Origin of the sequence: Alicyclobacillus dauci, from assembly GCF_026651605.1 — a bacterium.
In the GTDB taxonomy this organism is placed as follows: domain Bacteria; phylum Bacillota; class Bacilli; order Alicyclobacillales; family Alicyclobacillaceae; genus Alicyclobacillus; species Alicyclobacillus dauci.
Window position 1 is genome coordinate 3,064,484 of sequence record NZ_CP104064.1, and the last position, 23,838, is coordinate 3,088,321.

The following is a 23,838-nucleotide window of genomic DNA, read 5'->3' on the forward strand; positions in this document are numbered from 1 at the left end:
TCAACAGCCCCCCAACATATGGGTAGACTCGGTGGTATGCCTCCGCATACACGATCGATCCGCCTGAGTTTCTCCAGGCCTGGACACCGCGTCGTTTCGCTCAAAGACAGATGTGATATCCAGCAACATATCAACCTGGAAATTACACTGTTCCGGTTGATGCGGTTCATATAGAAAGACAGGCGGTGCACCAATTACTGCTTTGTAAGACGGATATCCATGTGCCTGAGCAAGAATTCTTGACTCTAGTACCAACGCAGTCGTTCGAGGATGGTCTGCATTGTAGGGATCTTCCAGCGAGTGCGTCAGAATAAATTCTGGTCGATACGCCCGTAATGATTGCACTAAACTATCCCGTAACTCCGGGGTAACTTCCAAGGGATAGTCGCCGGCGTCGAGAAACTCTATTGTCGCGCCAAGACGTTCACCGTAGGAGAGACAGATTACATGGACCTGATAACCGAGATCATGATACAAAGCGATGGCTCCACCTGCGCGCCATACAAAATCCGCAGAATGGGCGCCTACGGCGACAATGCTTTTATCGCTAGTGGACAAATCCGTCTCCCCCTTGAATCCCATCTAAGTTGCCTACCACGTTTCACCTGGAACGGCTCTACTTGTAATCGCCTCGCATAGTTAGGGCTCCACCCTACGGTTGCGGTTGTTGTTCCGCAATCTCTGGATGCTCAACAAATGCCTGACGAAGCTCCTTTGTGTCCTCAATCCAATCCGCACCCTCTGGGAGCAGAACACCACCCGAACGGTTCCGATAAACCTCGGGGTTATCAACACCTGGTGGGATAACTGCCTTTTCAGCTAGGGCACGCGCAGCTCCAAGCAACCGTCGACGGACGCGAATGACCATCACATCGGAGCTGGCCAAGCGTTCCTGGGTTCTATCGTAGATACCTCCCATACTCTCTTGGACCGCTCTGTCTTGAGATGCGAGGTACTGGATACCTGAATAATCGTCCCCGTTTCGTTGCACATCTCGGTCAATCAGATAGTCATTAGTCGCGTTAACAGCAGGACGGAAACGGCCAAACCAGCCGGATGTGTTTGGCAACATCGGAACATGCATATCAGGGTATTTCTCGGAGTCCCCCTGAATGGGCAACCGTGCAGGTCGACCTGTTTCGCTTTTACCTTTGCGCACCATGACGTAGGACATCGTATGAGTATCATCCATGGGCACCCAGGCATTCATAATGACACTGTGCCCCAGAGCTCCCTCGGGAGGCTGTGTATAGAATGGGAAGTTAAAATGAGCGATTCTCCAGTACACGTATCCTGGCTTGGCAGGCCGATACGCACCATACATGGTGCCGTACTCTGTGTCGACTACCGAGTACTTTGGGGCCCTGTCTTTCACCGTGTAATGGAGGAACGTCCCTTCCTCTACATCCTCTGGTTGGATAGAGCCAAAGTGCAGGAAACCTGTGTGACTGGTGTCAATCTCGCCTTCAACAGCCTGCAGCCAGTTTGACTCAACGTAACTTGGAATAATGGCGATTTCGTCCTCAGGCAGCATATTGATTTCGATATCTGGCAGCGGCGGCGGGGTTTCCCTCGGGCCCATATATGTCCAGACGAGTCCTCCACGTTCGACACACGGGTACGTAACGGCTTTCACTTTATGTCGGAAGTCGCTCTCCGCTGGCTCGTTTGGCATGTCAATACAATTGCCATTGATGTCGAACTGCCAGCCGTGGTAGACGCAGCGAATCCCACATTCCCCAGTTCGCCCAAAGAAGAAACTTGCGCCCCTGTGAGGACAGTGATTTTGAATCAAGCCTACACGTCCCAACGTGTCACGGAATGCGATGAGCCTCTCACCTAGCAGCATCACACGTACCGGATCGCAATCTGGTCCCGGGAGTTCTTTTGACAGAAGCGCTGGGACCCAATACTCACGCATCAGATTTCCCATCGGTGTGCCAGGCCCGACTCGACAAATCAGTTCGTTGTCTTCTCTACTCAACATTGGTGATTCCTCCTCATAAGGTCGTGGTACCCGTTGCCTCCCGGTGAAGCGACGCCCCACCGGGAAATCCCATAGTTCTCGTGTCAATCCCCATCAGTCGCCGCTAATCGAAGCCCCATCCACAAGGATTGAAATATCTGGAACCATGTCGATGTCGACCGTCTCGGGTCCAGATTTCGCGCCTATCCAGGTCAGGAACCCCGCAAGAGCACACAGGACCAAAATGGTATACTCGTACGGCATCATCTTGCCGAGGCCGAGCAGATAGAAACTATAGAACCCTGGAATTACACTGGTGAGTGTGGACACGGCACTGAATCCAGTAGAGCGAGTATGCATCGGATAGCGTTCGGCGGTGTAGGTAAGGACCATACCGGAGAATGGGGCCACAGTCAGAACGATGACGAGGAATCCAAGCACACCGACTGTGCCAAAGCCCGCCCCCGTTTTCGCAGCGTGGATTGTTAGATAGTAGAGAATCGTGGATACAATGAAAATCCAGCCTCCACCGAGCATTAATGCCCGTCGGCGTCCAATCTTCTGACTGATCGCTCCAAGCAGCACCCCGGCGACAATGATGCCCACATTACCATAGAGCATCAAGCTCTCCACACCTTTGGGAGGCTGATGCAAGATGTTAATCATTAGAGATGGCACGAATGAGACAGCAACCTGAATTGCGAACAAATATCCGCTGTATAACACAAACATTTGGCCAAATGTTTTGATATTTCTTGCCGAGAAGACTTCCCTTATCGGTGTCTTTGTCTTTACCTCCGAGCCTTCTCCCGCAAACAGCTCCGTTTCACTGACTCGATTGATGAAAACAATCAAAATAGCACCTAACACGACCCCGACAAGGAACGGAACCCTCCATCCCCACGCCACAAACTGCTGGGGTGTTACAGCGGAGTCCATAATGAGCTGTACGGCACTGAGCAAAATGATTCCGGTCGTCGGCGCAACACCGAGTAGCCCGCCAACCAACCCGCGCCACCGCTTCGGTGTACGCTCCAAGGCCAACGGAACGGAACCACCTAAACCGGCTGCAGCAAACGCGCCGTTCACCAGCCGTAAGAAGAAAAAGATTCCGATTGCCCAGTATCCCATAGCAGCGTATCCAGGCATGATGGCCAGCAGCAAAGTGCCAATCGTGAACCCAGTGGACGTCAAAACAACTAATCGCTTTCTCCCAATACGATCGCCAATTGGGCCAATAAAAAGGCCTCCTACTGGCTGCGCCACCATCGATATTGCAAAGGCAATGTTAATCAGTGTTACTTGTACGACTGGGGACAGCGTAGACGGTTCGAAGTACCCCATAGCAGTTGGCAGAACTAAAACCGGCAGGAACAAATCGTAAGTGTTGAGCAGGCCAGCAAGCCAACCGCCAAAAATTGAGCGGCGCTTTTCTGGAGTGAATTGACCACCGAATATGCCCGCTTCCTGAACAGTAGACATTCAGCTTTCCTCCATCCTTCTCCCTAAATTCAGCGCAATACCGCTGCATACGGTTTTTCGCATCTAGTGTGGTACGGAGCATTAACGCGTCTGACCTACTCAACTCGAATTCACGCCCGTAAAGGCCTTCGTGGTACGGGAATTTCTTCACCACGCTCTAGGCAGCGCAAGATATATGCGACCCTGGCTTCCTCGGCTTTTTCGACTGCCTCGACCGCAGAGAAAGACTCAGCAGCACACCCAGGGAGTTCCGGGTATTCAGCGTGGCGGACCCACTGACCATCCTGTTGCTGCTTCGACCAAATCTCCAAGATAAAAGGTATCGCCATGTACTCTTCCACCGTCATGGCTGGGCCACTCTTCCCGTTCATTTGAATCACCCCCTTATGGCTGTTGTTGAAGCACTTCTGGATGGTCAACGAATGCCTTTCGAAGCTCCTTCGTTGCCTCTATCCAATCCGCCCCTTCCGGGAGCAGCGTGCTTCCTGAACGATTCCGATACACCGCCGGACTATCAACCCCTGGCGGTACGACTTGCTTTTCTGCCAAACCCCTTGCTGCTGCCAACAGTCGCCTGCGAACCCGAATAACCATCGCATCGGATATGGCGAGATGCTCCTGCGTCCTATCGTAGATGGGACCCATACTCTCCTGTACTGCACGGTCTTGAGCAGGCAAGTACGGAATGCCTGAGTAGTCTAACCCACTCCTTTGGCGGTCCCGGTCCAATCCGTAGTCATTGCTGGCATTTACTGCGGACCGGAAACGTCCAAACCAGTCGGTAGTGTTCGGCAGCGTAGGAGTTTGGACGGTAGGATAATTCGCCGCGGTACCTTGAATGGGATGCCGCCCCGGCCAACCAGATTCACTGGACACCTTCCGGATGATGATGTATGACATCGTGTGCGTGTCGTCCATTGGAACCCATGCGTTCGTAATGACGTGATTTCCCAAAATACCTTCTGGCGACTGTGTAAAGAACGGAAACATGAACTGCGCAATTCGCCAGTACGTCCACCCAGGTTTCGCGGGTCGGTAGGCACCGTACATCACCCCGTAATCGGTGTCGACGACGGAATACCGGGGCGCCCGGTCCTTTACCGTATAGTACAGGTAGGTACCTTCTTGAGTATCTTCCGGAGTAATAGAACCAAAGTGGAGAAACCCAGAATGGCTAGTGTCAATCTCCCCCTCGACCGCTTGCAGCCAATTGCACTCGAGCATAGTAGGGTTGATTGTGTACTCGCCGTCTGGTAACTGGTTGACCTCAATATCCGGCAGCGGCGGCGGTGTCTCTCGCGTTCCCATGTATGTCCAGACCAATCCACCCCGCTCGACACAAGGATAAGTAACCGCTTTCACCTTATGTTTAAAATCACTATCTTCTGGTTCGTTAGGCATGTCGATGCAATTTCCGTGGATGTCGAACTGCCACCCATGGTACACGCAGCGAATTCCACACTCCCCGTTTCGTCCAAAGAATAGACTTGCTCCTCGATGTGGACATTTGTCCTGAATGAGCCCAACGCGTCCGTCCGTATCTCGAAACGCGATCAGCTGCTCACCGAGCAGCATAACCCGAACCGGATCGCAGTCTGGTTGTGGGAGTTCACTAGACATAAGTGCCGGCACCCAGTACTGGCGCATGAGATTGCCCATGGTTGTGCCTGGGCCTACGCGAGTAATAGTTTCATTGTCCTCCTTGCTTAACACGACAATCTCATCTCCTTATCGAGTGCTTTTGTAAGAAATTGAGTACCTCGTGATTGAACGGTTCCGGGGCCTGGCTTGCCACGTAATGGCCAAACGGGAGAGCGACGAATTCGGAATCAGGAATCAATGAATGCATCTGCTCACCCATACTCATTGGGTTCACCTTGTCCTCGCTGCCCCAAACAATCAGAGTCGGAACTTTGATGTAGGGTAACCTGCGCACCAGATTGTACCTTGCACGATGTATCGGGGTTATTCATGTGAGATAGAATCTTACGATAGGCTTCTAAGGCGCCTGGAAGTTGCGTTCTGTTGTACCACCTGTCCACCGTATCTAATGCGTTGGATGTGTGTGCGCCGTCGATGGTCTCTAATGCATGACGCATGATGTCTTCATACTCAGGGGGACTGAACGTCGTCAATGTCCGCGTAGAGATTCCTTCGCTGGCTGTTAAGATCAGCGTCCGAACACGGTTTGGACTCTCGTATCCAAGCAAGGACGCAACCCAACCTTCCATGGAGTGTCCGACCACGTGAGCGGAAGCGATACCTAAGGCGTCTTGGAATTCCCGTACAAAATCAACGAGATAAGCAAATGAGTACTCGACATCGAGTCTGTCGCCGTCTCCCCAACCCGCGAAATCTGGCGCATACACGTGATAAGAACGGCTCAATTCATCCATATTCCGAAGCCAATAATCCCCGCCGGTCCAGAATCCGACCCCATGAAGTAAAATCACTGGTTCTCCCGTTCCGGATTCCAAGTAGTGTGTCATACCATGACTGAGTTCAACTTGGCGCCTTTGAACCAACTGCGAAGTCACTGAATCGCCCCCTCTCTTTGGTGAAGTGAGCATTTATACTTCCAAATGGCAAACGTCATACCGACACCTGTTCCTGCGGGAGAGCGATAGCCATTGACATAGTCCAGATACTGTAAATCCAGGTGTTCTATGGCGCCGATAGCGGTGATCCAGTTTAAGATTTCACCAGAAGCACCCTGAAGCCGTTCCCTTGGCAGTGTCTTAAGTAATTCAGGGTTCCTTTCCTTGATTCTCTGAATTACAAGTTGGTCAAGTCCCTCATCCAAATTGAAGTGGCTGAGTCCACCCGATGCGATAACAACAACGCGCTTATCTTCACCCCATGACTCAATCGCACGCCGTAGAGCTCTGCCAAATTCGTAGCAACGGGCTGGTGTTGGTTGATTGGGCTTGTAAAAGCAATTCACGAAAACAGGAACCATAGGAATGTCCCTGCTTGGTGCTAACCTGCGCTTAACGAATGTGTAAGCGTGGCCTAATGACCTTCCATCCAACTGGGCCTTACTTTGTGCCACATCGAATCCTTCAGTCATCATACATTCAATGATGTGGCTCCCCAGTTCACTGTGCGTTGGGTGGGCTTCAACTTCATCCGTCGTATGCCACGCCCAAATGACTGGCCGCAGGGAAGGATGCAATTCCTCCAAAGGATGCGGCAGATCTTTTAATTCATCACCCCAAAATAGGCCAAATGTAGGTTTGGAGTCATCCCAAAAGAGCTCCTCCTGGTCATCCCCAACTACGACAAGAATATCGGGGTGTGCCTCCTGGATGGCGCGGCGCAGCTCCTCAACCGATACTTGGCATTGTTCATATTTTTGTTGCCAAACTTCCGGCTTCAGCTGATCCTGAATGGAGGCAGCAACCTCTTTTATGCGCTCCTCAAAACGAACGTCCGGATTCATCCGATCTCGTTCTGCATGCATCGACCAAACTTCAGGCGGACTGCTCACTTGTGGACTGTGAGATGCACCAATTCCGAGCACAATTTCAGCCACAGTATATCCCTCCTAATCCAAAACAAAATATTCAGACTTGTATATGGGCTAGTTACCAGGGAAGAACTGCTATGAGTTCAACCTGTACTAATGCTCCTCTGCGCAAGTCCTTCACTGCTGTATGCCGGGCAGGTCGACTCTCCGGATTAGGGAACATTTTTATCCATTCTTCATTGACCAAATCACGATATTCCTCGTCCTGCAAATAGACTGTGATTCTGCCAATGTCATCTGGAGTCCCACCCGCAACTTCCATGAAGCTTCGCATATTCTGAAATACCAACTGCACTTGCCTCCTAGGGTCGTCCGGAATAAGGCCCGTTTCTGGGTCTATGCCCGCAATGCCCGAGGAAAACACAAACTGGTCTATACGAGATCCTTGAGGAACCGGCATATTGCCGTGGGTGACTCCGTCAATCTCTACACTTCTGCGTCTTGTCATGCCATCACCTCTCGAGTCGATTTCTAAAGTGAATCAAAGCTCACCTTGAAATTTAAAGATTACCACCACCTTTCAAATTCGGCCTAAATTCCCCACCCTACTGGTGCCTTTAAACACGTCCCGTAGAGACATCAATACCCCACTGAGATGTTCACGCGTAGCCTGCTCAGCTCCTTGCGGGTTGTGGCGGTTGACCGCTTCAACGATTGCTCGGTGCTCCCCAAGGGACTTTTGAGGACGACCTCTAGACAGATTGGTGCGGTACTGGAAGCGAACACTTTGAGAATGCAAGGTATCTAGGATCCGCGTTGCAGTAATATGGTTGGCTGTTCTTATCAGTGTTTTGTGGAGGATTGCGTTGCAATCCGCATAGCTGATTAAGTCATTTGCATCGTAATGCGATTGCATTTCTCGAGGATTGCATGTAACTCTTCAATATCTGCATCGGTTGCGTTCAAGGCTACATGATAAGCAATGATGGGCTCTAACGCAGAGCGGACCTCTAAAATTTCTATTGCCTCTGCCTCTGAGATAAGTCGCACCCGTGCTCCACGATGCGGCTGCCTTTCGACCAACCCTTCCTGTTCTAGACGAGCTAATGTGGTTCGTACAGAAGCGCGTCCAGCTCCTAGAGCCTGTGCTAGTTCCATCTCTACAAGGCGCTCATTCGGCATTAGTTTTTCTTGCCGAATATCATCTTTGAGCCGCTGATAGCATGCGTTTTCATTTAGCATAGGCACCAACTTCCTAACGCCTGATCTTGTTGTCGGTTGTTAGTCCCGGACAAACAAGTTCAAATTATCTGAATATTATGCATTAATGTTATTTAAAAGCGCTTTCCTCGTCAATGGTTTTGTTAACGATATTATTGACGAAATTTTATGCACCTGAGTTAACAACCGGTTTGGGCAAGCATGTACTTTGCTCACATTCTGGCTAGGCGATAAGATTGGCGATGAAATGGGGCCCGGCGTCAAACCGAGAAAACAAAAAAGGCCCATACAAAGGGCCTTCACGAGGTCGGGCTGTGATCACCCTTATCTTTCAGGATATTTCTCCTACTGGAACTGGTACCGTCAGGATTCCAACTCGTCCACTATGTGCTAGGTTCGTGTTTCAACTCTAAAGCGTCTGGCTGGCGACCATAAAGTGAAATCGACTAGTTGCTTTCCAACGAACACTTAAAGGAAGTTGCTGATGTTGCGGATGCCCAGCACCGATTGATCGGGATAGATGGTTCGGTACGTAAGCTTCCACGATGAGTCGACTTTCTTTAACACATCGTGGCGCTCTCCAAAGATTTGTTCTACTTCCTCCTTGCTGCCGCGACTGCGGAGCATGAGGAAGTAACTCGTCACTTGTACTTCGTCGTCCGCCACCGGTTCAACAAAGATATTCGTAATAAAGTGCCTCGTTCTGGACGGAGGATCTTCAGCCCATGCGGACGTTGTATTCAGTCTGTGGACCCGCGTGATGAGACTCCGCTTGTTTTCTTCGAGGAAGGTCATCTCTTCAACAATATCTGATCCTGCGCTTTTCTCTCGAGTTACCCGGAGCGGCATTCGGTACACCAAGGTTTCACCCAACAGGTCAAGCCACTCGCCGAATCGCCTGTTATCGATGAGAAAGGCTTCACGATGCAAGAAGTCTCTTACCTCGTCATAAAGTTGACTCACAACGTTCCCCTCCTTCTTTGTCCTAAGCCTCACTCGCTAGCAACATATCAACCCACTGTTCGTAAAAGGCACGTGAAATCGCATCTAAATAGCACGTCGGGTAAGCAACCCCCGGTCCTGGCCAACTCTCATCCGGTTCAACCCTATCTAATCCCATGATATAGTTGAGAACATTGTCATAATGAACGTCTTTATGTTGAATCATGTAACCCTTGCTGGCATCGACAACCCGTGTCCAGATTTCGCCGTCGTCCTGTTCCAGCGTGCCTGCAGGTCCGAATGAGCCGATGTAACTCTTGTACGACGCTTCTTTAAAGGATTCGGGCGCATCTTTGTCGACGAGAAGCCACGAACAAACTTCAATTTTGTCAGGAGCGAGAGGACGCCAGGTCCGGAAGTTTACAAAACTGGTGAGCGGTTCATCGGGACCACCGGTTCCGTGCATGGGACTGACAAAGGAGAGATTTGGGAAACAGCTGCCCACGAATACAACCGTCTTATAGAGGACGGCCCGTTGCTCCGGTGTAAGGTTTTGCTCAAATTCCCCCCAAAGCTCTTTCGGAAGACCTTGGTAGGGATACTTCGTACCTCCGTCTTTCGTCGTACACAGGTTGATACCATGTCCGTTTTCCAGCACCACTTGATGCCCATAGCTGGCATACAGCGGATCTTGTGGGCTGATTCCCAATTCAACGGTTGACCGGTGCGTCATGGCCGTATGATATGGGTCCCCGCCAAAGTTGTCCGAACTGATTTTCCAGTTAGTATTAATAATCCAGCGATGAGGAACGCCACGAACTTCCATTCCATTCGTCGTCCGACCGAGCATAATATCGAAGTACCACTTCATGCCACCCAGGAAGTCTTCCAGCGACTCCGCGTCGGGATTGAGCGATGCAAAAATCATGCCCCGATAGCTTTCCAGTCGAGGGATTTTCCGCAATCCCCACTGACTTTTGTCCATTTCGTGACCGTACACCTTGTTCCCAGCGACGATACCAATCAGCTCGCCTTTCTGATTGAACGTCCATCCGTGGTACGGACAAGTGAATGTGCTCTTATTCCCAAAATCAGCGGAACAAAGCTGCATCCCCCGGTGGGCACACGAATTGAGGTACGCCTTCATTTGTCCATCTTTGTCCCGGAGCAAGAGGATGGGGTCGTTGACAATCCAACGTGTGACGTAGTCACCTGGGTTTGCAATTTCTGATTCATGGGCAATAAAGTTCCACGTCTTGGCGTAAATGTGTTCCAGTTCTCTCTCATAAATATCATGGTTTGTAAAAGCCCACTGTGGAAGCATGCCACGCTGAATCTTGGTCTTGACTTCTTCGAGAGTTTGTCTGTCTACGGTTTTGTAGGCCAATTTGTTAACCTCCCGTTTCGAGATTGGAGTTGTGTTCTGCCGAATCACCGATTGCCAAAACATGAATGATAGAAGAGTACGACGGCGGGGAACCCCAACGGAGGCAGCCAGTGTGCACAAAACGAATTCCCTCTTCTGTAAACGCTATCATCGCCAAGGCAAATTGACTACAGAGTTGTACCGCTATCCGGAACAAGAACTTAATTTATGTGGATGTTGGACGAAGCAGCAGCCACCCTTGCTTGGCGGGGCTGCTGCTAACTGTGTCCCTTCGAGCGAATTACTTCAGTCGATTGCGGCGAGCGTATCTGCCTGAAGAACAGGCTGTGTGACCTTTCGCGGTGCAGTCTCCTTGAGCCAAAATGACACCAAGAACACGACGAACGAACCGACAGCCGAGATAATCATCGCGGCCGCTAATCCATAGTGGTCGGCGGCAACGCCCGCAAGGGTTGGAACTGTGGTGCCGCCAAAGATTTCGCCAATCATCATCATGATGGCAATGGCGGATGCGGCAAACATCGGAGGTACCGATTCAGCCGGGATGATGGACATAGCGACCGGGGCATACCCTTGACCCATCGCCAAAATGAACAAGAGGATAATGAGCGGACCGATTCCGACGTGAATCGTGGCCAAAAGCAGTGGAGCCAGTGTGGAGACAAGAGCGGACATAATCATCGCAGGCTTTCTGCCAATGCGGTCGGAAACGAGAGGTACACCGAATCCCCACACCCACGAGCCGAATCCAAAGGCACTCATGGCCCAGCTCATCTGTGTCGGTGGAATTTTGTCGACCTCGACCATCAAAATCGGAGCGAATGTCGTGAAACAAATCAGCCAAGTGATGAAACCGATAGAACAAACGAGACAAAGCCACGTATTTCTTCTCTTAAAGATCTCGCGGTAATCGCTCCACGTGAGCTTTCTGTCATGATTGTCTTCGCGCGAAACTTTCGGTTCACGCATATATTTCGCCACAATCACGGCGAGTAAGATAGCGGGTATGGCTAGAAGGTAGAACGCCGCCCGCCAATTGAGGGCTGTTGCCAACCCGACCACAATGAGCGGAGCCAACGCGCTGCCAATTAAACCAGCCGCGCTCTGGACAAACCCGATGTTAAAGCCTTGACGCTTTGGTTCCGAAGACGCTTTCACCGCGACGGCAGCGATGGGAAAGACAGGGCCCTCAGAGAGTCCCATCAACGCACGAGCCAACAACATCCCCATAAACGAACCCACAAGACCCGATATTACAGACGCGATGCCGAAGATCACAATAAAGACAACCAGTATCTTTTTGCGGTTTCCCGAGAAATCAGAGAAACTCGCCACTGCCCAGGCGGAGACACCCCAACAAATGGAGAGCGCAGAGGCAAACATTCCAACCTGAGCGTTGTTTAGATGCAAGGCTGGGATAATGAACGGAGAGAGAAACATAATACTCTGCCTATCCATAAACACAAACCCAAAGGCAAAAAACATCATCATAATGATGGCATTCTGGTACGACCAAAGCGTCGACTTTCTCTGCATACCCATTCCCCCGTTTTCAGATTAGACAATTTCACCCGCTAACGTTACTCTTCGATGTATTCGACCCCGAGTGATTTTAGCTTCTCGCGTAAACGATAAATGTCGAGCCCCAGTTCTCTATTGGCCAACCGTTCACGTACTTTCTCTTCCCTCAGTGTTCGCGCTTTTGCGGCGTCCGCAACCGTTGCAAGTTGCGATTTTTCAACAACTACCACCCCATCCCTGTCGGCTACAATAATGTCCCCAGGGTGTATCATTGTGCCTGCACAAACGACGGGGATGTTTACCGATCCGGCGGTGGCCTTCACAGTGCCCTTCGACGAAATCGCCTTCGCCCACACCGGAAACCCCATCTCGGTGAGTTCACTGGTATCGCGAACTCCTGCGTCAATAATTAGCCCTTGAACGCCATGCGCGCGCGCGGATACAGCGAGCAACTCCCCGAACATTCCGTCAGTTGAGTCCGAGGTAACCGTGACCACCAATACGTCGCCTGGTTGGCACACCTCAATGGCAGCATGAATCATCAGATTGTCGCCCGGGTGACACGAAACGGTCACGGCTGTCCCGCAGACTTTCGCAGAGTCGTAAATGGGACGGAGATACGGTTTCATCAGTCCGGTACGGCCCATGGCTTCGTGAACTGTCGCCGACCCGTACGAACTCAGCGCGGACACTGCGTCAGCGATCGGGCGCTCGATATTTCGCCGTATGACGGATGTCACAGAATGACACCTCCAACGTACGGATAGATGCGTTGATACGCTTCGCCATATCGAATGCTTCCACCAGAATTTCGTCCTGCCTGTACGCCGCGTCGTTTCGCCACATCCGTGTAATACTCCCAGAGATGTTCTTGGGCCTCCATGCACTCCATAGCTTGGCGTTTGCGTTCAAACACGGAGCTAATATCGAGCAACACATCGACCTGAAAGTCACACTGTTCTGGTTGATGCGGCTCAAACAGGAAAACCCCGGGAGCACCGATGACGCCGTACTCTGATGGGTAACCATGTGCCTGTGCAAGGATGCGACACTCTAAGACGAGTTCTGTGGTCCGAGGATGGTCGGCATTATACGGGTCTTTCAACGAATGAGTCAAAATAAACTCCGGTGGATGGGCACGAAACTCCTGCACCAGGGCGTTTTCCAATTCCTTCGTTGGAACCAGGGGGTAATCTCCCATATCGAAGAACTGTACCTGTGCGCCTAAAATTCCGGCTGCCTTCTCAGCTTCCGCTCTCCGAATTTCCCTAATTTCTTCAAGGGCCTTCCCTTGCTTCCAAAGACGTGCGGACTCTCCGCGCTCGCCAAACGACAAGCACAACACACGCACTTCATAACCCATGTCATGGTAAAGGGCGATAGCCCCCCCTGCACGCCAAACAAAATCTGCGGAATGTGCACTAACGACTGTGATTGACTTGTTTGCGGTGGTCATCGATCACATCTCCATTCTGGGAGTTTTTTCGTAGAAAATGAAGAACCTCTTGATTGAACGCTTGCGGGGCCTCACTGGGAATATAGTGGCCGCAAGGGAGGACAACGAACTCCGACCCGTCAATCAGTTCATGCATCTGCTCACCCATGTTCAGCGGGTTCACATTGTCCTCGCTGCCCCAAACGATTAACGTACGCAACTTTACCTGTGGTAACCGGCGCAGCAGATTGTACCTTGCGCGGTGTACGGGGTTATTCATGTGGGATAGTATCTTGCGATAACTATCCAAAGCGCCCGGATGCTTGGTTCTTTGATACCATCTGTCCACAGCGTCTGTCACAGTGGATTCCTGTGCGCCTTCGATGGTTGCCAATGCGTGGCGCATAATGTCCTCGTATGCGGGTGCCTCAAATGTCGTCATGGTGGAAAGCGTTCGCGTAGACATTCCACCGCTCGCAACCAAGGTCAGTGTTCGAACCCGGTTTGGGCTCTCGTATCCAAACAATGATGCAACCCAACCACCCATGGAGTGTCCAATGATGTGCGCTGAGGAGATACCCAAGGTATCTTGGAACTCTCGTACAAAATCAACTAGGTAAGCGAATGAATATTCCACATCGAGCCGGTCCCCCGTGCCCCAACCGACAAAATCCGGTGCGTAAACGTGGTAAGACTCACCGAGCGCCTCCATATTCTGAGCCCAATAGTCCCCGCCGGTCCAAAAGCCTACTCCGTGAAGCAAAATCACGGGTTCCCCCGTTCCACACTCCCAATAGTTGGTCGTCCCATGACTGAGCGTAACTTGACGCTGAACCAACTGTGATGTCACGACACCACCCCTTCCCTTCGGGTAGTAGGTTGTTATTTCCAAATGCAAAAGGTCATTCCGACACCCGTTCCTGCCGGAGAGCGGTACCCGGAAACATAGTCCAAGTATTGAACATCCAGGTGCTCTACAGCGCCAGCCGCGACAATCCAATTCAAGATCTCACCTGAGGCGCCTTGCAGCTTTTCCCTTGGCAGGGTCTTCAAAATCTCAGCGTTCTTTTCTTTAAGACCCTGAATCACCAGTTGATCGAGTCCCTCATCTAAGTTGAAGTGGCTAAGCCCACCGGATCCGATGACAGCAACGCGCTTATCGGAATCCCACGACTCAATCGCTCGACGCAGGGCTTTGCCAAATTCATAGCACCGTGCTGGTGTCGGTTGGTTCGGTTTGTAGAAGCAATTGACGAATACGGGAACCATCGGGATTTCCTGACTCGGGGCCAACCGGCGCTTCACAAATGTGTAAGCATGACCTAGCGACCTGCCCTCAAGTTGCGCTTTGCTTTGCGCCACATCAAATCCTTCCGTCATCATGCACTCGATAATGTGGCGTCCTAATTCACTATGAGTTGGATGCGGCTCGACTTCATCCGTCGTGTGCCAAGCCCAAATCACGGGTCGCAACGAGGGATGCAATTCCTCCAAAGGATGAGGCAGATCTTTTAAATCATCACCCCAGAAAACTCCAAATGTTGGCTTGGAATCATCCCAAAAGAGTTCCTCTTGGTCATCTCCGACAACGACGAGGATGTCAGGCTTTGCTTCCTGCAAAGCGTTGCGCAGTTCCTCGACGGACACTTGGCATTGCTCGTATTTTTTTTGCCAGAGTTCAGGATTTAATTGGTCTTGAATGGTTGCAGCAACCTCTTTGACACGCTCGTCAAAGTGAACGTCCGGATTTAACCGATCTCGTTCGGCATGCATCGACCAAACTTCCGCTGGACTGCTGACTTGTGGACTATGCGAGGAGCCAATTCCGAGTACAATTTGAGCCATTTAACACCCTCCTTAATTTTTCAACATTTTGACTATAATTTCCGCACTCACAAGGCTAATCCGGAAGAACGGCGATGAGGTCAACTTGAATGAGTGCTCCTCTACGCAAATTCGTAGCCGTAGCATGTCTGGCCGGTCGACTCTCCGGATTCGGAAACATTTTCACCCACTCTTCGTTTACGAAGTCTCTGTACATTTCATCTTGCAGATAAATGGTCATTCTCCCGATGTTTTCGGGACTTCCACCTGCTGTTTCCATAAAAGTACGCACATGTTGAAACACGAGCTCCGCTTGTCTCCTCGCATCATCCGGAATTTCACCCGTTTGCGGGTCTACCCCAGCGATTGCAGAGGAGAATATAAACTTGTCTATCCGAGCTCCCTGAGGAATCGGCGTATTTCCATGAGTGACTCCTTCAATTTCAATGCTTCTACGCCCCGACATTTTATCACCTCGTGAATTCGTCAAAGATGACCACATTCATTGCGTTTCGCGCGTCTTGCGGGCACCACCACCTCTCCGAGAGATTGGCCAGGTTTCAGTCTTACGTACTCCTCTTGAACAATTCCCTCAGCGTGATGACTACGCGACTTAGGTGTTCACGCATGGCCTGCTTGGCTTCTTCCGGTTTACCATCGCTGACTGCTCGAACGATGGCGCGATGCTCAGCGAGAGAGTTTTCGATACGTCCTCTAGACAGCATCATACGATACTGGAATCGAACACTTTGCGAATGCAGGGTATCCAGAATCCGAGTTGCGGTGTTGTGTCTTGCAATCCTTATCAACGTTTGGTGGAGCCTCGCATTCCCATCTGAATAGCGGATCCAATCATTCGCATTGTGAAAGGATTCCATATCATCCAACACACTCGACAAAACCGCGATGTCGGCCTTGCTTGCATTGACCGCCGCATGATACGCGATAATGGGCTCCAAGGCTGAACGAACCTCGAGGATTTCAATCGCTTCCGCTTCTGATATCAGCCGAACCCTTGCCCCACGGTGTCTTTGTCTCTCAACCAACCCTTCCTGCTCGAGGCGAGCTAAAGCAGTCCGTACGGCAGCGCGACCTGCGCCCAAACCCTTCGATAAGTCCATCTCGACAAGACGCTCATTGGGCATCAACGTGCCCGTGCGAATCTGGTTCCTCAAGTGCTGGTAGCATTCGTCTTCGTTTAACATCGGCACCCAACTTCCCTGAGACGGAGTCCTGGTGTCTCGCTAGTTAAAATAACTAGACAATTTATAATTATTCAAATTCATACACATCGTAAATGAATGCGGTTTCTTGGTCAATAATTTTGTTGACAATTTTATTTATAAAATTATCTACAATGAAGTGCAACGGCGCGTTGGAAGCATTGTGACGCGGCTCACACCCTTGTATTTACTTATAATAGAATTACACAATGCTAGATCATCAAACTTCCGCCGTTCACGTCTAATATGGCTCCGTTCACATAGCTGGCTTCATTGGAGACCAGATAGAGCACAGCATCGGCCACTTCATTCGGTTGACCAATGCGGCGTAATGGTGTTCGCAGAGCAGCTTGTCGGCTCAGTTCCTCATTCACACTTTGCGTCATTGGTGTGTCAATACGGCCAGGTACGACCACATTCACGCGAATTCCATAAGGTCCGTATTCCCCGGCAAGCTTTCTACTTAGTCCCAAAAGACCCGATTTACTTGCAGCATAATGAGCTGACGTCACCGGACTATGAGTGCGTGCAGCTTGTGAACAAATATTTACCAGCGACCCGTGTCCGTGTGCCACCATCATTTCTAACGCAACCTGGCTGCATAGAAATGGGCCATTTAAATTCACAGCGATGACCCGATTCCAATCTTCAAACGTAATATCCTTAAAGGGAATCGGGCCCTTTGGACCTTTTGGAGAGATTCCAGCGTTGTTGATAAGGTTATCGACTCTCCCGAACCGTTCTCTTATTTTTTGCCCACCTTCCGATACGGTTTGCGGATCTGCAACGTCTAACGGCAGAACTAATATGTCAACGTCAAACCCCGAAAGATGTACCAACAATTCATTTAAAGCGGATGCGTTTATGTCACTCAGGATAAGATGACTTCCTTGCGCGGCCAGTTTTTCACTAATGCATTTACCAATACCGCCTGCAGCACCCGTTACCCAGCTAACCTGATTTTTAAGCTTCAATCCGAGCCCCTCCTTCCAACATTTACAGGTCCATATAACTTGCACCGAATTAGGTCGTATAGAGTGAATCTAAATACTCCTCGAAGACAACAATCGCTCCGGAATGAGCGAATGTCCGAAAACAGAGAGAGCATTCGGGTACGAATACTCTCTCTGTATAAGTTTGCCGTTAACACTTAACCGAATGGTGAGGGTCAATCACAAACTTCTTTGATGCGCCTCCGTCAAATTCCGCATAGGCTGACGGAGCTTGATCCAAAGATATAACGGTAGCATTCACAGCTTTGGCGATTTGGGCTTTTCCATTTAAAATTGCCATCATTAAGTCACGATGGTACCTCATAACCGGCGTTTGACCTGTTACAAACGTATGTGCCTTTGCCCAACCTAATCCTAAACGAACCTTCAAGGTTCCCACCTTTGCGTCCTCATCCAAGGCACCTGGGTCACCCGTTACGTAAAGTCCTGGAATACCAAGCTTTCCTCCTGCACGCGTTACCTCCATAATCGTGTTCAAAACCGTGGCTGGAGCTTCACCGGCGAGTGCCCCATGTCCGTGGGCTTCGAATCCCACGCAGTCAATCGCACAATCCACCTCAGGCACACCGAGGATTTGCTCAATCTGTTCACCTAAGTTTGGATACTCCCGCAAATTCACCGTTTCACACCCAAAACTTTTTGCTTGGGCCAATCGAGCAGTGTTTAGGTCACCCACAATCACAACCGCTGCACCTAGCAGTTGAGCGGAATGAGCTGCGGCGAGACCAACGGGACCCGCACCTGCTACATACACAGTTGAACCTGGTTTTACACCCGCACTCACAGCTCCATGATAACCAGTCGGGAAAATGTCCGATAGCATCGTCAAGTCAAGGATTTTTTCCATGGCCTGTTCTTTATCCGGAAACTTCAGCAACTGAAAGTCTGCATAGGGTACCATCACATATTCAGATTGTCCCCCTACCCATCCGCCCATATCGACATAACCGTAAGCCGAACCTGGACGATCCGGGTTTACATTTTCGCAAACATGCGTGTTCTGTTCTTTACAGCTGCGGCAACGTCCACAGGCTATGTTGAACGGAACCGAAACTAGGTCCCCTTTCTTAATGAATTCAACATCACGACCTACCTCGATAACTTCACCCGTTATTTCATGCCCCAATACCAACCCGCTTGGAGCAGTCGTTCGTCCACGTACCATGTGTTGGTCACTTCCACAAATATTCGTCGTGACCACTTTCAATATGACACCATGATCACATTTTCGACCAACGTTGAGTGGATTGACTCCTGGTCCGTCCCTTAAAATCAGTTCGGGATAACGGATGTCCTCTACCGCAACTTTTCCTGGTCCTTTGTAGACTACCGCTCTGTTATCGGCCATTTTATCCCCTCCCATATTCTCCCTAAACTAAATGCCATAACCCCTCTTAACTTATGTAATATTTAGATAACAAAGAGAGATTGTGTTTATGGTATTTGAAATCGGTATCATCGTCAATCAATTTGTCAACAATTTTATTGACAAAATCAAGATGTGTTCCTTAGTTGTGCTTTACCCGAAAGTATAATCCCGGATTTCGACGGTTTTGTCCTCTTTGAATTGACCCGAATAATTGAAAAGGCGCTCCCCGTAAGGCTAAGATGAGTTTGTCGAGAATACATCTCTAGCATGAAAGGAGCACCTTTAAGGTGAAACAACATAAGCATACACGAAAACACCGCCGCCGGAAAAGCTGTAAAATACATACTCACTTCGACCTCAATTCTGCCACTGCATTTGGCGGGGCGGCAGGACTCATCGATTTCGTCCTCCAAACCGGTATGGATAAGTATTTTTGCACAGAGGAACTTGGCAAACGGAAAGACGCTCAATTCCAAATGGATGACGTTGCTCTTACGTTCGTCCTCGGTACATTGCTGGGTCAGGAACGAATTTTCCACTTCGAGGACATTGAGCATGATCCCCTTCTTATGCTCAAGCTGGATCTGCCGAAGCTGCCAGATACAACGCTGCTGTACAAGGACTTGAAGCGGCTAGGCTCCCCTGTTGGTATGGAGGCGATCCGCTCGGCACAGCGCCTTGTACTTAAGTCGCTACTCCCCAAAGGACATGACATTGTCGTTGACATAGATTCTTCAGTGGAGACGGTGTTTGGAAACCAGGAACAATCTGCTGTAGGGTTCAATCCGCATCATCATGGAAGGGCAAGTTTTCATCCCTTGCTAGCGTTTGAATCGCAGATGGGGTGCTGCATCTATGACGAACTGCGTTCCGGCGACGCTCACACAGCAGAAGGGTTTGCAGCCTTCTATGAGGCGATGAAAAAGCAGTTGCCAACAGGTGTAAACATCCGTGCCATCCGCATGGATAAAGGGTTTACCGGTGAAAAGGTGTTTCAGACACTGGAACAAGACGGGCGAGACTACGTGATCAAACTGAAATGGACTAAGCGACTAGCAGAGCTGGCCCCCAACCTAGCGTGGCATTGTATCACCCAGAGTGATACAGAACACTGCGATGTTGCCTCCCTTATGTACCAGGCAACATCCTGGGAAAAACCTCGGCGAGTTGTCATTGTGCGTCGATTGGACATTGACCCGCAGGAGGTCCTATGTGCGGATTGGTTTTGGGAGTACGAGGCCATAGCCACAACGTTCGACTGGAACGGTGAGGACATATGGCATTTCTACAACCACCGTGGCAACGCTGAGAATCATATCAAAGAAGCCAAATATGGATTCGCCGTTGACCAATTCTCGAGTCAGAATTTCAATACCAACAAAGCGTTGGAAGCTCTGAAGCTGCTGGCATACAACCTGCTCCTGTTATATAAACAAGCAGCGTTGCAACCTGGAGTGCGTCAGTGGACAGTTGGACGGCTCCGGCGGAGACTATTCCTTCTACCCGGAATTTTGGTTCACCATGCACGTCAGTGGACAATTCGTCTGCCCGAGTTCGCACAGCGCCTGTCCACCCAAGTCCTTCAGGTGGCGACATAGTGATTTCCAAGCTGAACTGGCAAAAATGACGGTCCATTATGGGGAGGGGGAAAGTGTGTCCAAAGGTTCAATCCAGGACCACTATGCTATCGTGATCGTTAACATATTTACCTATTAATTGAATTTCCAGCCCTGTCGGGCTGTTAAATGAAAAAACCGTCGAAATCCGGGATAATACATGTCGCTGCACCCTGGAGTGAACTGTGTATATTTGCCTCGTGGCGGGTGTAAAAGATTCCTTCACCTGCGCGCGTAAAACGACCACCGCATCGCCAAATACGGTGGTCAGCGCGTCTTAAGATGACTGAATCCGACTAGTCAGAAATCTCGCAGGGTCTCCCCAACGACGGTATCCATTTCGTTCATTAAGATAAACCCTCCATCAACGACTATCGACGTCCCGGTGATAAAGTCCGACTCAGGATGAACCAAAAACGCAACAGTCCTTGCGATATCTCTAGGTTCACCAATTCGTCTAACCGGTGTGACATTTTCAAAGCGTTCCCCTACCCCATTGGCTAGAAGTCCCCGTTCGCCCAACGGTGTACGGATAATCCCCGGTTTGATGGCATTAACTGTAATATGAAATGGTCCAAGTTCTTTCGCGGCGACTTCTGTGATTCCCACAACAGCGTACTTGGCCGCTGTATAATGTACGTGTCCATACATCCCGCTCTCGGCGGCGAGAGATGAGATGTTAACCACTCTCCCGTACCGATGCTTTTTCATGATTTTCGAAGCTTCTCGCAAGCAGTAAAATGAACCATCCGCATGGACGTTGAGCATCCGGGCCCAGTCTTCGTCGCTCATATCCGAGATTAAATTCGTTGCTGCATAGCCTGCGCAATTCACCAAAATATCGAGTCTACCGTCCGCCTCCTGAATCCTTTTAAAGAACGCTTCCACGTCTGCCGAGTGTGACACGTTTAAGCGGCAGCCTGTAGCGCGAAGGCCCTTTTCTTTGTATTGCGAGGCAACTTGTGTTGCTCTTTCCTCATCAATGTCGGCAATATACACATGGGCTCCTTGGTTACACAATTCTTGTGCGATTGCCTTGCCGATGCCACTGCCTGAACCGGTCACCACGGCGTTCTGTCCTTGTAAGAACGACAATATGATCACCTCCCTTTCAATGTGATGGAACTTGCAAAATCTATCAAAATGCGTTTTTGTCCCAACTGAAAGCGGTTGCCTTATCATCCTGAGGTGGGTAGGTTCGGTCAGGGCCAGGGTGTACAAAATTCTTCGGTGTGTTGTAAATTTCAGTGATAAAACCAAGGTCTTTCACTGTATCAAGGTACGTGTATACGTTGCCTTGTAGATTTCCGCCTTGCAGAGAACGATTTCCCCGTTCCGCCATCCACTTAACGACCTTGTTATGGTTGTCTGCGGCAAACGCAACATGGTGAAGGCCGGGCCCATGTTCCTTCAAAAACTCCGTATACAGATTATGGTCGTCTCGTGGCTGTATTAATTCCCACTGAATCCCATAGAAATCGCAGACGGCCAATGTCATAGCATAATCCACTTTTTCGCCGCGAATCGTCATGTCGGTAATCGTGTCTGGATTAAATTCGAAGATTGCCCATGGACCGATGCCGTAATCGTCAGTATAGGTTTTCATGTATCCATCGATATCGTCGACAACAACGCAAATTTGCAGAGGTTTCGTGAATATTGGTGGGTTCATGAGGCACCCCTAGTTTCTATAATTTTTTGATAATTTCTAAGTGGATTTCTTTAGCTCGTACAGGGGTGATGACGTCTTCCGGGTCGACCTTGACAACGGAGACACTTGTGGCATCTACATAGAGATGTTCTCCCGCTAATCTTGCATTTTTGTCATATGGCCATACAAATGCCTGTTTCGTGCTGTAGTGATACACAGCATGTTTATCTTCGACGTCCACCCCTAGAGCAAGGAGGTCATGCCCATTAATAAGAAAATTGAAGGTGAGTTCATCACACAAACCCCAGTCAGCTACGGCAATCTTATCATCTGTATTCCACATCACGGCCTCGGTAACAGAGCGGTAGAAATTAATAACCCCTTGTTTGCCCCGAACTATGCTCGGTTCTCCCCAATTAATCCGATAGACCGGTTCGTCTACCATCATGTCCGGTGCGGTGATTTCCTCAAACAAGCCGGCACCTTCAAGATGAATATGTCGACGATAATTACGCAGAATGGCTTTGTGGTGTGGGTTTTCTGTTGTCTCGATTAACTGCGTTACCACATCGGTGCAGTGATAGATTTGTTCCTCAAACCGGTTCATGATACGTTCCTCCTCAAATTCATTCTTTACATGAAATCTAGTTCGGTGTAACAAGAATCTTGGATTGCGATTTATCCATAAGCAGTGCTTCAAAACCTTCGGATACGATGTCAGCCAATTTGATTTTTTTGGAGATTAGTCCCATGGCATTGATTTGTCCATTGGCGATAAGCGAGAGTACTCTGGGGTACATGCGACAATAGGCGGCTGAGGACGTGATTTTGCGCTCATGTAAGACAAGCAAATTCGGATTGATTGAAACAGGTCGCTCCCACAGACTGACAATGACCAGCTCACCATTCATCTTCAGGCATTTAAGTGCCTGTGAAAGGGCTGCCTCTACACCTGCTGCCTCGAAACTAACGTCCACTCCTTGCCCATCTGTGAGTGCCAGAATGGTATCCAGCACACCTTGCCTTCGCGGATTAATCAGATGAGTCGCGCCCAATTCTTCGGCTTTGGCGAGCCGCTCTTCCGAAACTTCTACGACAATCACGGTGCTCGCCCCGGCGGCCTTGACCGCCTGTGTAAGCAAGAGCCCAATTGGTCCAGCGCCCAAGACGGCGCAGGTGTCACCAAGCTTAATCCCACTGGAGTAAACCGCTTGCACGGCCACCGCTGCCGGTTCCACGATGGCTCCCTCCTCAAAGGACAGGTTGTCAGGGAGTTTGTGTACCAAATGAACAGGAACGACCGTACGTTCGGAAAATCCACCGCCATTCGACGTGAGCCCGTGAAATCCGCGTTTAACGCATAAGTTGTATCGTCCACTTTGACAGGGTCGACATTGCCCGCAACTGAGGAGAGGTTCGACAGCAACGCGATCGCCTACCCTTACATGCGTAACGCCACTCCCAATTTCGACCACCTTTCCAGCGAACTCATGACCTAAAATCACTGGAGCCACTTGACCTGTTAACGGATGTGGTGTTTCAACAGGGATGGTCATGGGACCGGCTGCATATTCGTGGAGATCGCTCCCGCAAATCCCGCACCACTCGACCTGAATCTTAACTGTTCCTGCTTCGGTAACCTGCTCAGGCACTTCTACCACCCTAACATCTTTCACGCCATACCACATTGCAGCTTTCACAAGGCGCCTCCTCTCCTCG

Annotated in this window: 25 protein-coding genes and 1 pseudogene; 1 reads left to right on the forward strand and 25 read right to left on the reverse strand. The window is 50.2% G+C overall.

Annotation, left to right across the window (positions count from 1 at the left end; all coding sequences use genetic code 11):
• The 21 genes and pseudogenes from NZD86_RS15550 to fdhA form a co-directional block, all read right to left on the reverse strand.
• Entirely contained in the window at window positions 1-558 is a 558-nt protein-coding gene (locus NZD86_RS15550) for a PIG-L deacetylase family protein (RefSeq protein WP_268042965.1), read from the reverse strand.
• A gap of 94 nt (window positions 559-652) precedes the next feature.
• A complete protein-coding gene (locus tag NZD86_RS15555; protein WP_268042966.1) occupies window positions 653-1,987 on the reverse strand; it encodes a Rieske 2Fe-2S domain-containing protein in 1,335 nt (444 codons plus the stop codon).
• A 93-nt stretch (window positions 1,988-2,080) separates the two neighbouring features.
• Window positions 2,081-3,448, reverse strand: coding sequence for an MFS transporter (locus NZD86_RS15560; protein WP_268042967.1), 1,368 nt, complete (start codon window positions 3,446-3,448; stop codon window positions 2,081-2,083).
• Between the two features lie 110 nt (window positions 3,449-3,558).
• Window positions 3,559-3,819 (reverse strand): type II toxin-antitoxin system HicB family antitoxin, encoded by a 261-nt coding sequence (locus NZD86_RS15565; RefSeq protein WP_268042968.1) that lies wholly within the window; start codon window positions 3,817-3,819, stop codon window positions 3,559-3,561.
• A gap of 13 nt (window positions 3,820-3,832) precedes the next feature.
• Window positions 3,833-5,161 (reverse strand): Rieske 2Fe-2S domain-containing protein, encoded by a 1,329-nt coding sequence (locus NZD86_RS15570; protein ID WP_268042969.1) that lies wholly within the window; start codon window positions 5,159-5,161, stop codon window positions 3,833-3,835.
• A gap of 7 nt (window positions 5,162-5,168) precedes the next feature.
• Complete coding sequence (locus tag NZD86_RS24795; RefSeq protein WP_407655175.1) at window positions 5,169-5,384, reverse strand: alpha/beta fold hydrolase; 216 nt, start codon at window positions 5,382-5,384, stop codon at window positions 5,169-5,171.
• A complete protein-coding gene (locus NZD86_RS15575) occupies window positions 5,302-5,985 on the reverse strand; it encodes an alpha/beta fold hydrolase (RefSeq protein WP_268042970.1) in 684 nt (227 codons plus the stop codon). The genes NZD86_RS24795 and NZD86_RS15575 overlap by 83 nt, the downstream gene beginning before the upstream one ends.
• A complete protein-coding gene (locus NZD86_RS15580; protein ID WP_268042971.1) occupies window positions 5,982-6,983 on the reverse strand; it encodes a DODA-type extradiol aromatic ring-opening family dioxygenase in 1,002 nt (333 codons plus the stop codon). The genes NZD86_RS15575 and NZD86_RS15580 overlap by 4 nt, the downstream gene beginning before the upstream one ends.
• 52 nt (window positions 6,984-7,035) lie before the next feature.
• Entirely contained in the window at window positions 7,036-7,425 is a 390-nt protein-coding gene (locus tag NZD86_RS15585) for a RidA family protein (protein ID WP_268042972.1), read from the reverse strand.
• 72 nt (window positions 7,426-7,497) lie between these two features.
• Window positions 7,498-8,159, reverse strand: a pseudogene (locus tag NZD86_RS24800) (GntR family transcriptional regulator).
• 447 nt (window positions 8,160-8,606) lie between these two features.
• Window positions 8,607-9,134, reverse strand: coding sequence for an aromatic-ring-hydroxylating dioxygenase subunit beta (locus NZD86_RS15600; protein ID WP_268042975.1), 528 nt, complete (start codon window positions 9,132-9,134; stop codon window positions 8,607-8,609).
• Entirely contained in the window at window positions 9,124-10,467 is a 1,344-nt protein-coding gene (locus NZD86_RS15605; protein ID WP_268042976.1) for an aromatic ring-hydroxylating oxygenase subunit alpha, read from the reverse strand. The genes NZD86_RS15600 and NZD86_RS15605 overlap by 11 nt, the downstream gene beginning before the upstream one ends.
• Before the next feature lie 285 nt (window positions 10,468-10,752).
• A complete protein-coding gene (locus NZD86_RS15610; protein ID WP_268042977.1) occupies window positions 10,753-12,003 on the reverse strand; it encodes an MFS transporter in 1,251 nt (416 codons plus the stop codon).
• 44 nt (window positions 12,004-12,047) lie between these two features.
• Window positions 12,048-12,728 carry a 4-carboxy-4-hydroxy-2-oxoadipate aldolase/oxaloacetate decarboxylase gene (locus NZD86_RS15615; RefSeq protein ID WP_268042978.1) on the reverse strand — a complete coding sequence of 227 codons (681 nt, stop codon included), beginning with the start codon at window positions 12,726-12,728 and terminating at the stop codon, window positions 12,048-12,050.
• Window positions 12,725-13,444, reverse strand: a complete 720-nt coding sequence (locus tag NZD86_RS15620) for a PIG-L deacetylase family protein (protein ID WP_268042979.1) — start codon at window positions 13,442-13,444, stop codon at window positions 12,725-12,727. Before NZD86_RS15620 ends, NZD86_RS15615 begins: the two co-directional genes overlap by 4 nt.
• Window positions 13,410-14,273, reverse strand: a complete 864-nt coding sequence (locus NZD86_RS15625; RefSeq protein ID WP_268042980.1) for an alpha/beta fold hydrolase — start codon at window positions 14,271-14,273, stop codon at window positions 13,410-13,412. The genes NZD86_RS15620 and NZD86_RS15625 overlap by 35 nt, the downstream gene beginning before the upstream one ends.
• A gap of 32 nt (window positions 14,274-14,305) precedes the next feature.
• Window positions 14,306-15,268: a DODA-type extradiol aromatic ring-opening family dioxygenase gene (locus NZD86_RS15630; protein ID WP_268042981.1), complete on the reverse strand. Its 963-nt coding sequence runs from the start codon at window positions 15,266-15,268 to the stop codon at window positions 14,306-14,308.
• Between the two features lie 55 nt (window positions 15,269-15,323).
• Window positions 15,324-15,713 (reverse strand): RidA family protein, encoded by a 390-nt coding sequence (locus tag NZD86_RS15635; protein WP_268042982.1) that lies wholly within the window; start codon window positions 15,711-15,713, stop codon window positions 15,324-15,326.
• A 100-nt stretch (window positions 15,714-15,813) separates the two neighbouring features.
• A complete protein-coding gene (locus NZD86_RS15640; protein ID WP_268042983.1) occupies window positions 15,814-16,452 on the reverse strand; it encodes a GntR family transcriptional regulator in 639 nt (212 codons plus the stop codon).
• A 230-nt stretch (window positions 16,453-16,682) separates the two neighbouring features.
• A complete protein-coding gene (locus tag NZD86_RS15645) occupies window positions 16,683-17,444 on the reverse strand; it encodes an SDR family NAD(P)-dependent oxidoreductase (protein ID WP_268042984.1) in 762 nt (253 codons plus the stop codon).
• A 169-nt stretch (window positions 17,445-17,613) separates the two neighbouring features.
• On the reverse strand, window positions 17,614-18,831 hold the full coding sequence (gene fdhA, locus NZD86_RS15650; protein WP_268042985.1) for a formaldehyde dehydrogenase, glutathione-independent: 1,218 nt from the start codon (window positions 18,829-18,831) through the stop codon (window positions 17,614-17,616).
• A gap of 308 nt (window positions 18,832-19,139) precedes the next feature.
• Here fdhA and NZD86_RS15655 point away from each other — a divergent pair, with 308 nt between their 5' ends.
• Window positions 19,140-20,450: an IS1380 family transposase gene (locus tag NZD86_RS15655; protein ID WP_268042986.1), complete on the forward strand. Its 1,311-nt coding sequence runs from the start codon at window positions 19,140-19,142 to the stop codon at window positions 20,448-20,450.
• Between the two features lie 318 nt (window positions 20,451-20,768).
• Here NZD86_RS15655 and NZD86_RS15660 read toward each other — a convergent pair whose 3' ends face one another.
• Genes NZD86_RS15660 through NZD86_RS15675 form a run of 4 tightly spaced genes read right to left on the reverse strand, consistent with a single transcriptional unit; the run spans window position 20,769 to window position 23,819 of the window.
• Window positions 20,769-21,563 carry an SDR family NAD(P)-dependent oxidoreductase gene (locus NZD86_RS15660; RefSeq protein ID WP_268042987.1) on the reverse strand — a complete coding sequence of 265 codons (795 nt, stop codon included), beginning with the start codon at window positions 21,561-21,563 and terminating at the stop codon, window positions 20,769-20,771.
• A gap of 43 nt (window positions 21,564-21,606) precedes the next feature.
• A complete protein-coding gene (locus NZD86_RS15665) occupies window positions 21,607-22,140 on the reverse strand; it encodes a VOC family protein (protein ID WP_268042988.1) in 534 nt (177 codons plus the stop codon).
• Between the two features lie 16 nt (window positions 22,141-22,156).
• On the reverse strand, window positions 22,157-22,726 hold the full coding sequence (locus tag NZD86_RS15670; RefSeq protein ID WP_268042989.1) for a hypothetical protein: 570 nt from the start codon (window positions 22,724-22,726) through the stop codon (window positions 22,157-22,159).
• A gap of 37 nt (window positions 22,727-22,763) precedes the next feature.
• Window positions 22,764-23,819 carry a 2,3-butanediol dehydrogenase gene (locus tag NZD86_RS15675; RefSeq protein ID WP_268042990.1) on the reverse strand — a complete coding sequence of 352 codons (1,056 nt, stop codon included), beginning with the start codon at window positions 23,817-23,819 and terminating at the stop codon, window positions 22,764-22,766.
• Between the last annotated feature and the right edge of the window lie 19 nt (window positions 23,820-23,838).

Bases quoted from the DNA above. Each gene is read 5' to 3' on its own strand.
- NZD86_RS15565 (WP_268042968.1), bottom strand. From the start codon at position 3,819: ATGAACGGGAAGAGTGGCCCAGCCATGACGGTGGAAGAGTACATGGCG.
- fdhA (WP_268042985.1), bottom strand. From the start codon at position 18,831: ATGGCCGATAACAGAGCGGTAGTCTACAAAGGACCAGGAAAAGTTGCG.
- NZD86_RS15640 (WP_268042983.1), bottom strand. From the start codon at position 16,452: ATGTTAAACGAAGACGAATGCTACCAGCACTTGAGGAACCAGATTCGC.
- NZD86_RS15620 (WP_268042979.1), bottom strand. From the start codon at position 13,444: ATGACCACCGCAAACAAGTCAATCACAGTCGTTAGTGCACATTCCGCA.
- NZD86_RS15610 (WP_268042977.1), bottom strand. From the start codon at position 12,003: ATGCAGAGAAAGTCGACGCTTTGGTCGTACCAGAATGCCATCATTATG.
- NZD86_RS15560 (WP_268042967.1), bottom strand. From the start codon at position 3,448: ATGTCTACTGTTCAGGAAGCGGGCATATTCGGTGGTCAATTCACTCCA.
- NZD86_RS15635 (WP_268042982.1), bottom strand. From the start codon at position 15,713: ATGTCGGGGCGTAGAAGCATTGAAATTGAAGGAGTCACTCATGGAAAT.
- NZD86_RS15670 (WP_268042989.1), bottom strand. From the start codon at position 22,726: ATGAACCGGTTTGAGGAACAAATCTATCACTGCACCGATGTGGTAACG.
- NZD86_RS15630 (WP_268042981.1), bottom strand. From the start codon at position 15,268: ATGGCTCAAATTGTACTCGGAATTGGCTCCTCGCATAGTCCACAAGTC.
- NZD86_RS15585 (WP_268042972.1), bottom strand. From the start codon at position 7,425: ATGACAAGACGCAGAAGTGTAGAGATTGACGGAGTCACCCACGGCAAT.
- NZD86_RS15665 (WP_268042988.1), bottom strand. From the start codon at position 22,140: ATGAACCCACCAATATTCACGAAACCTCTGCAAATTTGCGTTGTTGTC.
- NZD86_RS15555 (WP_268042966.1), bottom strand. From the start codon at position 1,987: ATGTTGAGTAGAGAAGACAACGAACTGATTTGTCGAGTCGGGCCTGGC.